The sequence below is a fragment of the Myxococcus llanfairpwllgwyngyllgogerychwyrndrobwllllantysiliogogogochensis genome, from assembly GCF_006636215.1.
GTDB classification, from domain to species: Bacteria; Myxococcota; Myxococcia; order Myxococcales; family Myxococcaceae; genus Myxococcus; species Myxococcus llanfairpwllgwyngyllgogerychwyrndrobwllllantysiliogogogochensis.
The window spans coordinates 1-11330 of sequence record NZ_VIFM01000338.1; the positions used below are offsets into that span (position 1 = coordinate 1).

Genomic DNA, 11330 nt, shown 5'->3' on the forward strand with positions numbered 1-11330 from the left:
GATGCGGGAGGCGGGGCGCATCCGCCGGGGGGAGAGCCCCGCGAAGGGACAGGTTCCCGCGCGGGTCGCGTCCGTGCTCGGCTGGGTGACCCTGGGGTTCCTGTCCGCGTGGCTGCTGTTCTGGGGCTGGCTGTACTTCGCGGCGCCTGGCGTCTGACGCGGGCGTGCTTCAGACGCCGCGCGCGTTCGGCTCCCAGAGGTACTTGTGCATCTGGAGCTGGAAGCGGACGGAGAGCCGGTCCTCGATGGTCCACTCCGCCAGCTCGCGCGGGTGGAGCTTTTCGAACACGGTGGAGAACAGCAGCGCGAAGGGCTTCTCGGCCAGCCGGTGCTCGGCGATGAGGGCCTTGGACCAGTCGTAGTCCTCGCGCGAGCCGATGACGAACTTCAGCTCGTCGTTCGCGTTCATCGACGCGAAGTTGCGCAAATCATTGCGCGCGGCTTCGCCCGAGGACGGCGTCTTCATGTCGACGATTTTGTGCACGGCCGGAGGCACCAGCCGCACGTCGATGGCGCCGCTGGTCTCCAGCAGCACCGTGAAACCCTCGTCGAGCAGCGACTGCATCAGCGGGTAGACGCCGGGCTGGAGCAGGGGCTCGCCGCCGGTGATTTCCACGCGCGGGGTGCGCAGCGCCTTGATTTCCTCGATGACGTCCGCGTTCTTCCGACGCGCGCCGCCGTGGAAGGAGAACTCGCTGTCGCAGTAGGTGCAGCGCAGGTGACAGCCGGTGAGGCGGATGAAGGCGCACAGCAGGCCGGCGTGCGAGGACTCGCCCTGGAGAGAGAGGTAGATCTCCTTCACCACCACGGAGTCAGCGGTGGGAACGAGGCGGGGCTCGATGTGGGGACGCGCGGCGGGCATGGCTTCTTCGTGAGGCGAAGGGAGCGGCGCTTCAACCCCAGTCAGCCCGGGAGGTCAAGCCGTCACCCCAATCCGGAGCCAACGTCCCGGGAGTGGCCCGGGATTCCCGGACCCTGGACGTCGCCTCGGGAAGCGGCCCGGGCGAGGCGAAGTCCGTGGAATCTGGAGCACTTGCGGCCGTCCGGGCTCAGGAGCCGCCCGTCCCCTGGGCCCGTGGGGCGTGTCCTTCTTCCTCCGAAGCCGTGGCCGGGCGGTGGTGGTGGTGCACGGGGCAGGTCTTGGGGAAGGTGCCGAGCTGCTCGACGACGTGGCCCTTCGGGTAGGTGCGCACGCTGGAGTTCTCGCGGCCGAACCTGGGCACCTCTCGCGGAGGCAGGGCGTAGCGCACGAACTTCCCGCGCAGCTTGAGCGCGGTGCGGAACACCTTCCGGGTGAGCGCGGAGGGGCGCGCGTAGTGGAACGCGTCCAGCAGCGCGTCCTCCATCAACGTGCGAGCGAACAGCTTCACGAGCTTCTTGGGCGCCAGGTGGGACGGCGGGAAGGTGGTGAGCAGCTCCAGCGTGGAGTCGGCCACCGCCTGGCTGCGCGCATCGAAGGCGAAGTGCTTCGCCTCATAGCCGTCCATGAGCGCGACGAAGTCCGCGTGGGTCTCCGGAATGTCCTGGATGCCCATGTGGCGGCCCACCGCGCGGTAATAGTGGGTCCACGCCTCCGCCTCGTGCGGAGTGAAGGGCCGCCAGCCGAACTCGCCCACCCATCGCACGGGGGTCACCACGAAGGTGGAGAGCACGTAGCGCATGTCCTCGTTGGAGATGTCATAGGCGCCGTGCATCTGGTTCATCCGGCGGAAGGCGCTGTGGCCCGTGGGGCTGGCGATGCCGTGCTCGAGGATGGCGTCGAGGATGAGCACGGTGTCGTCGTAGCGCTTCTGGGTGCGCTCGGTGAACTCCCCCGTCTCGTGCAGCAGTATCCCGATGCTCGGCACCGCGTAGGTGCGGAACAGCGCGAAGCTGAGCGCCTGGGTGATGTCCCAGGGGAACTCCTGGGTGGCGAGGATGCGAACGATGTCCTCGTGCTGCGTCCGGGCATCGAGGCCGTCTGTGCGGTCCCGCAGTGCGAAGCGATTCATCCAGGTCCCTCCCGCGAAGGAAGAAGGGACGCTAGCCGATGGCGCCAGGGCCTGCTTATTGGCACCCCCGGTCGCTGTCAGCCTCTGGGCGTCGGGCCCTTCACGCGCTCGATGAAGGCGTCGATGAGGTGCCGGGCGATGCTCAGGCGCGGCGGGACGCGGGGCAGCTCGTCGGGGTGGAACCAGTGGGCCTCGGCGATCTCCTTGCCGTCCACCTGGATGTCGCCCCCCGCGTACTCGGCGGTGAAGCCCACCATGAGCGAGCGCCCGAAGGGCCAGGGCTGCGAGCCGAAGTAGCGGATGTTCTTCACCTCGATGTTGACCTCTTCCTTCACCTCGCGCGCGACGCACTCCTCCAGTGACTCACCCGCGTCCACGAAGCCCGCGAGCGTGCTGAACATGGGCTCCGGCAGGGTGGAGTTGCGCGCGAGCAACATGGTGTCGCCCTTGGTGACGAGCACAATCATCGCAGGGGAGATGCGCGGGTAGAAGGGCGTGTTGTCCACCGTGCAGCGGCGGGCGCGCTCACCGGAGACCAGCTGCGTGGGCTGGCCACAGCGCCCGCAGAAGCGGTGCTGGATGTCCCACTCGGCGATGGCGAGCGCGCGGCCGGCGATGGCGAAGCGCACCTCGTCCAGTCGCTTGTAGAGCGAGCGTGCGGGCACGAGGGTGGTGCCCTCTGGCGGCGCGAAGTCCCGAGGCAGGGGCGCGGCGTAGCAGTCCACTCCGTCCAGCACGCCCAGGTAGTGGGCCGCCGAGGCGAACTCGGGGAGCGTGGAGCCGGTGGGCAGGCTGATGGCGCCCTCCCGCTCGATGATGAGCAGCTCCATGCCGCGCGAGAGGAAGAGCAGGGCGCTGTCGCGCGGTCGGCTGGGGGGCTCGTGGCTGGGGAGGAAGGAAGGGCTGGGGCTCACGGGGCCACCTTAATGGCCCGCGACGGGCGACGCAGGCTTCGTTGTCACCCAGGCGCCCGGGGGGAGGGGCGGAGCGCACCCGTGGCGCGTCACGGGTGAACGGCGCACGCGGCCACGGTGCGGGTGACGAACTGGCGACGGGACTAGGTGTCCTTCTGGATGAGCTCCACGCGGTAGCCGTCCGGGTCCTCGACGAAGGCGATGACGGTGGTGCCGTGCTTCATCGGCCCGGGCTCGCGCACCACCTTGCCACCCGCCTGTCGAATCGCGTCGCACGTCGCGCGGATGTCCGGCACGCCCAGCGCCACGTGGCCATAAGCCGTGCCCAGCTCGTACTTCTCCACGCCCCAGTTGTGTGTCAGCTCCAGCGCGGGGTGGGTGTCTTCGGGGCCAAAGCCCACGAAGGCCAGGGTGAACTTCCCGTCGGGATAGTCGTGGCGGCGCAGCAGCTTCATTCCGATGACCCGCGTGTAGAAGTCGAGCGACTTCTCCAGGTCCCCAACGCGCAACATGGTGTGCAGGATTCGCATGCGCGCTTCATAACCCCGGGAGCGCCGCGCGTCTCGGCGCGCTGTCGGCTCCCGGACTACGGGTTCACGGAAGACTCATTGGCCCGGACGTTCCGTGGAACGGTGAACGTCCCCACGTACACGCGGCCCTCGGACACCTGTGCTCCGCCCGTGCCGAGCACATCGACGCGGGACTGGTCGCCGCCCGCGTGCCACAGGCCCACCAGCACGTTCCACGTTCCGGGCCGCCAGCCCCGCGTGGAGAGGGAGAAGGCGTCGCGCAGCAGCGTGTCCCGAGGCGCATCCGCGAAGAACCAGGTGCCGCCCAGCACCGGATGGTCCGAGCCCAGGCGCTGGCCCTCCGCCGACACCACGTGCACGAAGATGCCCACCGAGCGGGGCACCGGCCCCGTCGTGCGCCAGTGGAGCACCAGGGGGGTGATGCCTTCCGCGTCCGGCTCCGCGGGCACCTCCGCCGCCACCAGCTCCACGGGCACGTCGAAGCGCGCGTTCACCGGCCGCGCCGCGGGGGGCAGCGCCGCCACCGTCAACGGCGAGCCATCCGCGTTGCGCGGGTCCGGCTTCGCCACGGGCTCAGGCCACGCCATCGCGAGCACACCCCACACGGCGAGGGGCACGGCGGACACGCCCAGCGCTCCGGGCCACGGCAGCCGATGACCGCGCCGCTCGCGCCACATGAGGAAGGCGAGCCCGGCCCACGCGAGCGCCGACACGAGCGTGCCTCCGAGTCCCGAGCGGGGCAGGAAGCTCAGCACCACCTGCTGGCGGCCTTGCGGCACGCGCACGCCGAGCAGCCCGTCACGCGAGATGACCTCGCCCTGCGACGACTTCCAGCCCGGGTGCCAGTTCTGGTTGACGAGCAGCACGGTGGGCCGCGTCGCGTCCACGTCGATGGACACGCGGTTGGGCGTCCACTCCACGCGCTTCGCGGTGCCCGCGCCGGGCTCCTCCAGGTACTCCTCCTGGCTCAAGTCTCCGCGCAGCTTGGAGGACATGGGCACGGGCCACGCCTCGCCACAGGCGATGGAGCCCCGGTTGAGCGCGAGCAGGTGTCCTTGCGACCAGCGATTGCCGCGCGCCTGGGCGAAGGGCTGCTCCCGCTCGGCGGGCATCGCCGTCATCTGCGCCCAGCGCGAGAGGTTGTCGAAGGCGCGAAGCTGCAAGCCCCAACTGGAGATGGCCACGGCACACGCGGCCACGGCGGCCCAGGTCCACCGGGAGGGCGCGCGCCACGTGCGCGCGAGCAGCGCGGCGAGCCCCAGCGCGGCCAGCTCCGCGAGGAAGAAGCAGGTGGGGACGAGGAAGCGCTCGGGGTAGCGGAACGTCTCGAAGATGGGGAGCGTGCGCAGCCCCGCGAACAGCGAGGGCGTGGCCGAGTATCCCGCCGCCATCCACGCGCACAGGCCCGCCATGACGGCGGGATAGAGCGCGCGGCGTCGGGCGAGGGCGAGGGCGGGCAGCGCGAGCAGGAGGGCCGCGGGCGCGAAGTAGAAGTTGCCCGGGTCGCTGTAGCCGGAGCGCGCGGGGAGCTGGAGCAGCATCTTCGTCAGCGGCACGAGCGCGTTGCCCGGCGTACCCGCCATGACGCGCGGCGAGGAGCGCATCGTCTCGATGAGCGGCCAGAGCCGGAAGGCACACGCGGCCAGGGTGAAGCAGGCGGTGATGCCCAGGGCCCACAGCGCCTCGCGCCGTCGAGGCATGCCGCGCATCCCGTACAGCGTGCGTCCGGTCTCCAGCGCGACGAAGAGTGCGCCCATGGGCACCGGGTAGGTGCCACCGAAGCTGAGCAGCAGCGCGAAGACGCCGCCCACGAGCGCGACGCCAGACAGCTTCCCCTCCGCGACGCGACGCGTGCCGACGAGCAGCCACGGCAGCAGGAGGAAGCCCGCGAAGTTGAGCCAGCCGATGGACCAGGACAGGGCGGTGAAGCCCATCAACCCGAAGAGGGGAGCCGCGCCCAGTGCGCCTGTCGCGGAGCCCACGCGCCGTCGGGCGTAGTGGAAGAAGCCCTCCATGCCGAGCACGAGGAAGGCCCACAGCAGAATCGGCTCCGCGCGGCGCGGGCCCACGAGGGAGGACAGCACCACGGTGGGCGCGAAGACGCGCGTCTGCGGACTGCCCAGGGCGTACTGGCCACCGCAGGACCAGGGGTTCCACAAGGGCAGCTGTCCGTAGTGCGTCACGCTGCGCGTGCCCGCGTCCTCGTACGAATCGAGCAGGTGCGAGTCGCGGAAGTCGTTCATCCCTCCAGCGAGCGACAGGGAATGCCAGCACGCGGCGAGCGCGAGGACGCCGAAGAGGGCCAGGCGCACGCTCGTGAGCGAGGCGGCGCGGTGGGCGGCGCGGAGCAGTCCGTGGGAGGAGGTCGTCATTCGAGAGGGAGCGCGCCGATGCGCGAGAAGACGGGGGACGCGCCGGGCATCAAGGGACGCGAGCAGCAGGAGTCAGGCACGGAGCGGCGGCGACCTCGCGGGAAGACGACGGGGTCGGGCCTCGGGCCTCGGCGAAGGGTCGTGGCGAGCGCGGGCCGACGATGGCCTCGCGAAGCGAGGGTCGAGTTCGTGCCGGGCATCAGTCGTAGAACGGACGGGGCTTGCACGGGCTGGCGGAGGCCTTGCGCGGCGGGAGGATGGGGGCCGCCGAGCGCAGCTCGGTGTCGATGGCGTCGAACACGTCCGTCACCGGCACGTCGCGCCTGCGCGCCTCGTTCATCACCCAGCCTCGCTCCGACGCGCCGAAGTCGTCGTCCTGGGACCAGTGGTCTCCGGGGAACGAGTGCATCGAGCGCCGACGCCAGTGGGGCTCCGCCTCCGCGGCGGCCCGGCCCACGAGGACACGCTCCTCGGCGGACAGTCGCCGCGACGGTGTCCTCACCTCCGAAGTCACCGCCCGCGCCACCGCCACGCCGCCACACAGCGCGAGGGCCATCCAGCCCGAAACCGCCACGCGCCGCCAGCGCGCCTGTGTCGTCGTCATCGTCATGGGACCCACCTGTCTTCCGTGGGTTCCTACTCCAACTTCCCCGGCCGCTTCACCCGTTTCAGCGGGAATGGCGGCGGGCGGAGCACCAGGGCGCCGTCCGCCGGGCACCTCGACTCAGGAGCGGTCGTTCTCGTCGGCGTCCGCTTCCAGCTCGTACGGGTTCGCCAGCAGCCGGTGCGCGCCCTCCATCATCTCCACGACGATTTGACCGGCGGGCAGCACGCTCTCGATGCGCGCCATGCTGGAGCCGCTGGCGGGCAGCACCATCTCCTCCAGGTCACCCTGCGTGTCGGGCGTGGGCACGAAGGCGCTGAAGCGCGGCATCGTGTAGAGCGCATCGCCACCCGACAGCCCCGGGTACAGCCGCGTGGTGCCAATGGAGTCCGTGGGGTTCGTCGGCGCACGTGCCTCGCGGCCCGCCCACTCGCGCACCACGCGGTTGCGCAGCACGCGCTGACGCGGCCCGGACCACTCGGGGCCGAAGAGGGTGGTGAAGTCGGAGTCGCGCGCGTCTCCGTCCACCACGCGCTGCTTGTAGCCCGGGTGCGCGTACGCCTCCACGGAGGCCACCATGCGCGTGCCCACCCAGACGCCGTCCGCGCCATGGAACAGCGCGCGCGCCGCGCTCAGCCCATCCGCGATGCCACCGGCGGCGAGCAACGGCAGCTCACCCACCAGCGCGCGCAGCTCCCGCACCAGCTTCAGCGTGGGCGTGGTGCCCCGGTTGTAACCCGCCGCCTGTCGGCCCTGCGCGATGAGTCCGTCCACGCCCAGCGCGAGCGCCTCCTTCGCGAACTCCACCGAACTGGCCTGCACCCAGACCTTCGTCCCCGCGGCCCTCAGGTCCTTCACCCAGTCCGCGGGCGGCAGGGCCCAGTGGAAGGCGACCACCGGTACGCGCTCGGCGATGCACGTGTCGATGTGCTCGCGCGTGGTGAAGTCCCCTGCTCGCGCGCGGTCGAGGATGAAGTCCACGCCGAAGGGGCGCTGCGTGCCGGCGCGGATGGCCTGGATGCGCGAGCGCAGGAAGGGCGCGGGCTCCGGTGCCGAGCCCAGCATGCCGATGCCTCCCGCCTCCGACACGGCGATGACCAGCGGCGGCAGCGCCACGAAGGCCATGCCCGCGCTGACGAAAGGATAGTGCACGCCCAAGTCACGCGTCAGCCGCGTGTGCAGCGTGTTGTCCTCCAGGACGTGGATGGGCGGACGCCGAGGCGCGCGGCCTTCGTCCGACTCGGCTGGCGAGCCCTCGTCATCCAGCTCGCTGTCCCCAGGACCCCCCGAGGGGCCGGCCCGGTGGGAAGGGGGCGCGGCGCGTCCGTCGTTCGTTCCGTTCATCATGTCTCCTCGGTGTCGCTGGCCCGCTGACCTCTCGCGAAAGGTTACCAGCATCCCCTGCCTGTTGAGGTCAGGGGGCAACGGGGCGGTGGTCCGCCCGCGTGCCCGAAGACATTCGGCGGTGTCGAGTGGTGAGCACCCGCCCCGGCCTACGTCGCGAGTGACTTCTCCATGTGTCGGTGGGGAATCCCCACTTCCGTGAACGCTTCCGCATACACGGAATAGCCCAGGCGTTCGTAGAAGGGGACGACCGCCTGCCGTGCATGGAGGTGGACGTGGGTGACGCCGCGTCGCACCAGCTCCGCTTCCAGCGCATGGACCAGTCGAGCACCCAGGCGCTGACCCTGCAGGTGGGGCGTCACCGCCATCTGGAAGAGGCGTCCACCGTGCGAGTCCTCGGGGTGGAAGAGGACGCACCCCAGCACGCTGTCACCCTGGTGGGCGACCAGGTGGAGGCTCTGTGCCTCGAAGGGAAACTTCACCGCGTCCCGCGTGTGTCCCAAGGGCTCGCGCAGCACGCGGAAGCGCAGCTCCAGCTCCGCCTCGTAGAGCGCGTGCCCGGGCTGGATGAAGGTGAACTCGAAGTCGGCCTCGCCCATGCGTCAGAACGTTCCCGTGAGCTGGAGGGTGAAGGTGCGTCCGTACTGCGGCACGGGGGCGATGGAATTCTCGTCCGACACGGGAATCTGGTACTCGGAGTCGAGCAGGTTGTGGACGCCGGCGAAGTAGCGCAGCGGGCCATAGTCACCGGAGAGCCCGAAGCCGACGAGCAGCGCCTCACCGCTGTCGGCTCCACCCGGGCCGGTGGGGCGCGCGCTCTGGTAGGTGGCCTGGGTGGCCAGCCGCATGTCGCCGTTGCCCACCGGCATCAGCAGGCGTCCGGAGACCAGGTGCGCGGGTGACGCGGAGGCCACCACGTCCGCCGCGTTGCGCAGCTTCACGTACGAGTAGCTCACGTCCACCAGCAGCCAGCGTCCCGGCTGCCAGTGCACGCCCGCCTCCGCGCCCCACGCCAGCGTGGTGCCGCTGTCATTGACGAAGCGCAGACACGGGGTGCCGCCACACTCGGTGGAGGGGGCGTCGTCGGTGCGCAGCTGCACCAGACTGGAGATGCGGTTGTGGTAGCCGGCCACCGACAGGCGCAGCTCGTCCGTCAGGTCGTGCGAGTGCTCCAGCTCGAAGGTGGTGATGGTCTCCGGCTCCAGCGAGCCCGGGGGCGCCTGGGTGATGCCGTCCGTGTAGTAGAGCTCGTAGACGTTGGGCGCGCGGAAGGCCTTGCCGGCCACCAGCTTGGTGAGCCCCGCGTCATAGGGACGGGCGATGAGGGCCAGTCGCGGGGTGATGGGGGTGGTGTCCAGGTCCAGGTACTTGTCCAGACGCAGGCCCGCGGAGAGGCTCAGGCGCGGGTGCAGTCGCCACTCGTCGAGCAGATACGCGGACAAGAGCGTGCGCGACTTCTCATCCAGGGGGGCGTTGCTCGCCGTCTGCCGCACGCTCAGCTGTCCCTGGGCCTCCACGCCGAGCGTGAGTCTGTTGCCCTCGAAGATGCCCACGCGTGCGCGCACCTCGCCGCTGACCCAATCCGCCGCGCCGCCCTCCTTGTTTGAGCCACCGGCGTCCTCCGGATACACGTAGATGCCTTCGTAACGGCTGATGTCGAACGCGGCGCGCGCGGACAAACTGAAGCGCTCGGTGAACTCGCGCTCGTAACGGGCCTCGACGAAGGCGCGCAGGTCCTCCACGGTGTTGCCCTCTGCGCCAGGCACGGTGCCGTAGGGGGCGGTGGGCAGCTCCTTCGAGCGGACGTTGAGCTGTGCCTGGAAGGACACATCGCCCAGACGGGCGCGCATGGAGCCGGTGGCGGCCCGCTCCGCGTCCAGGCCGTTGACGAGCACGTCCGCCAGCGACGGGTCCAGGCGCCGCAACCGCGTGGTGTCCGCGCCGGAGGCCGTCAGCGCCGAGGCGCTCACCAGGATGGAGCGATTGCCGTCCTCCCACGAGGCGGTGACGTGTCCGCGCGTGGTGTTCAGCGCGCCCACCGCGCCGGTGACTTCCAGGTGGTTGTCCGGGCCCAATGACTCGCGCGGCACCACGTTGATGACGGCGAAGAAGGCGCCGGTGCCGTACAGGGCGCTGCCAGGGCCGCGCACGACTTCGATGCGTTCGACCTCCATCAGGTCCACGTTGAGGTCGTGGGCGGCGTAGCCCTGGCCGGCCCACACGTCGTTCATGGCGTGGCCGTCCCAGAGGATGAGGACGCGGGTGTTGAGGTCTCCCGGGGGCGAGAAGCCGCGCACGCCCAGGTACGTATAGGTCCGGTCGTCGGTGATGTAGAAGCCGCGCACGCCGGAGAGTGCCTCCGCGAGGGTGCGCCAGCCGAACGCGCGCAGTTCCTCCTGGGTGAGCACGGTGGTGGAGGCGGGCGCGTCGTCCACGGCGACCAGGCTCTTGGATGCGGCGCGGACGGGCGGGGGTGCGTAGCGCAGCTCCGCGTGGACCTTCACCTCCTGGTCCGCGACCACGGTCACCTTCTGGCGCAGCGGGCGCACCTCGCGGCTTTCGACCTCCAAGGCGTGCTCACCTTCGGGGAGGGTGACGACGGTGGGAGTGAAGCCCGCGGGCTTGCCGTCCACGCGCACGGTGGCGCCGTCGCGGTTGGCGGTGACGACGAGTCGGCCGGAGGGGCGGTCCTGCACGCGGAGCGCGACGGAGAGCGGGACGCTGCCATCGGCGGGCACGTCCACCACGTACTGGCCGGGGGAGTAGCCGGGGGCGCGCACGTAGAGGATGCGCTGACCGGGAGGCAGGCGGGCGCGACCGGGCAGCTTGGTGATGACGGGGCCGTTGGGGGCGTCGCGCACCTCGGCGCCCTCGGGGATCCCGGTGAGCTCCACGCCGCCGGTGATGAGGAACAGGTCGAAGGTCTGCTCCGTCTCACGACCGCGCGCCACGGTGACGGTGGCCTCGGTGGGACGGTAGCCCTCCTTCTTCACCATGATTTTGTGGCGGCCTGGCGACAGCGCGAGCGTCTGCGGAGAGCGGCCCCGGCTGCCCAGGTCCATGCGGTCCACGTAGACGTCCGCGCCCTTGGGGACGGTGGTGACCTTGACGAGCGCCACCTTGGGGCGAAGCCGGTCCAACGAGCGCGACACCTCCGAGGCGTCCTCCGTGGGCAGGTCCTCGGTGAGCAGGTCGTTGTAGTAGCGGTACGCCTCGTTGAACTTGCCCAGCGCCTCGAAGCAGCGGGCGATGTTGAAGAGCACGTTGCGGTTGGGCACCAGCCGGTAGCTGGTGAAGTAGGAGCGCAGGGCTTCGGTGTACTGGCCCTTGGCGTAGGCGTCGTTTCCCAGCTCGAAGGCGATGTCCGCCTCGTCGGCGTTGTTGTCCGCGTACGCGGGCACGGACAGGAGCAGGAGCGATAGGACGAGAAGGCCAGAGCGAGAAGGAAGCATGGGGCGGTGACATTCTTCCTTCTATGGAATGGCAGGTCCATGGGGGCCTTTGGGTGGGCCGCCGAATGTCAGACCTCCTGAGTAGGAAGGAGTGGACACGCGGTATGGGGTGGGGTTCCACTT

Annotated in this window: 9 protein-coding genes; all 9 read right to left on the reverse strand. The window is 70.4% G+C overall.

Features of this window, described 5'->3' with window-relative positions:
* Nucleotides 1-169: 169 nt before the first annotated feature.
* Nucleotides 170-862 carry a radical SAM protein gene (locus FJV41_RS44230; protein ID WP_141648668.1) on the reverse strand — a complete coding sequence of 231 codons (693 nt, stop codon included), beginning with the start codon at nucleotides 860-862 and terminating at the stop codon, nucleotides 170-172.
* 187 nt (nucleotides 863-1049) lie between these two features.
* A complete protein-coding gene (locus tag FJV41_RS44235) occupies nucleotides 1050-1991 on the reverse strand; it encodes an oxygenase MpaB family protein (RefSeq protein ID WP_141648669.1) in 942 nt (313 codons plus the stop codon).
* Nucleotides 1992-2068: 77 nt separating this feature from the next.
* Nucleotides 2069-2905 (reverse strand): NAD(+) diphosphatase, encoded by an 837-nt coding sequence (nudC, locus tag FJV41_RS44240; RefSeq protein ID WP_141648670.1) that lies wholly within the window; start codon nucleotides 2903-2905, stop codon nucleotides 2069-2071.
* Nucleotides 2906-3048: 143 nt separating this feature from the next.
* Nucleotides 3049-3435, reverse strand: coding sequence for a lactoylglutathione lyase (gene gloA, locus FJV41_RS44245; RefSeq protein ID WP_141648671.1), 387 nt, complete (start codon nucleotides 3433-3435; stop codon nucleotides 3049-3051).
* A 56-nt stretch (nucleotides 3436-3491) separates the two neighbouring features.
* Nucleotides 3492-5807, reverse strand: coding sequence for a hypothetical protein (locus FJV41_RS44250; protein WP_141648672.1), 2316 nt, complete (start codon nucleotides 5805-5807; stop codon nucleotides 3492-3494).
* 199 nt (nucleotides 5808-6006) lie between these two features.
* Complete coding sequence (locus tag FJV41_RS44255; RefSeq protein WP_141648673.1) at nucleotides 6007-6417, reverse strand: hypothetical protein; 411 nt, start codon at nucleotides 6415-6417, stop codon at nucleotides 6007-6009.
* Between the two features lie 114 nt (nucleotides 6418-6531).
* The gene (locus FJV41_RS44260) at nucleotides 6532-7755 is read right to left on the reverse strand and encodes an NAD(P)H-dependent flavin oxidoreductase (RefSeq protein WP_141648676.1); all 1224 of its coding nucleotides are present in this window, start codon (nucleotides 7753-7755) and stop codon (nucleotides 6532-6534) included.
* Nucleotides 7756-7904: 149 nt separating this feature from the next.
* Nucleotides 7905-8354, reverse strand: coding sequence for a GNAT family N-acetyltransferase (locus FJV41_RS44265; RefSeq protein ID WP_141648674.1), 450 nt, complete (start codon nucleotides 8352-8354; stop codon nucleotides 7905-7907).
* A 3-nt stretch (nucleotides 8355-8357) separates the two neighbouring features.
* Nucleotides 8358-11207, reverse strand: a complete 2850-nt coding sequence (locus FJV41_RS44270) for a TonB-dependent receptor domain-containing protein (protein ID WP_141648675.1) — start codon at nucleotides 11205-11207, stop codon at nucleotides 8358-8360.
* Nucleotides 11208-11330 lie beyond the last annotated feature (123 nt).

Excerpts from the sequence above, each read along its gene's own strand:
- FJV41_RS44235 (WP_141648669.1), bottom strand. The coding sequence starts at position 1,991 with ATGAATCGCTTCGCACTGCGGGACCGCACAGACGGCCTCGATGCCCGG.
- FJV41_RS44270 (WP_141648675.1), bottom strand. The coding sequence starts at position 11,207 with ATGCTTCCTTCTCGCTCTGGCCTTCTCGTCCTATCGCTCCTGCTCCTG.
- gloA (WP_141648671.1), bottom strand. The coding sequence starts at position 3,435 with ATGCGAATCCTGCACACCATGTTGCGCGTTGGGGACCTGGAGAAGTCG.
- FJV41_RS44255 (WP_141648673.1), bottom strand. The coding sequence starts at position 6,417 with ATGACGATGACGACGACACAGGCGCGCTGGCGGCGCGTGGCGGTTTCG.
- FJV41_RS44260 (WP_141648676.1), bottom strand. The coding sequence starts at position 7,755 with ATGAACGGAACGAACGACGGACGCGCCGCGCCCCCTTCCCACCGGGCC.
- FJV41_RS44250 (WP_141648672.1), bottom strand. The coding sequence starts at position 5,807 with ATGACGACCTCCTCCCACGGACTGCTCCGCGCCGCCCACCGCGCCGCC.
- FJV41_RS44265 (WP_141648674.1), bottom strand. The coding sequence starts at position 8,354 with ATGGGCGAGGCCGACTTCGAGTTCACCTTCATCCAGCCCGGGCACGCG.
- FJV41_RS44230 (WP_141648668.1), bottom strand. The coding sequence starts at position 862 with ATGCCCGCCGCGCGTCCCCACATCGAGCCCCGCCTCGTTCCCACCGCT.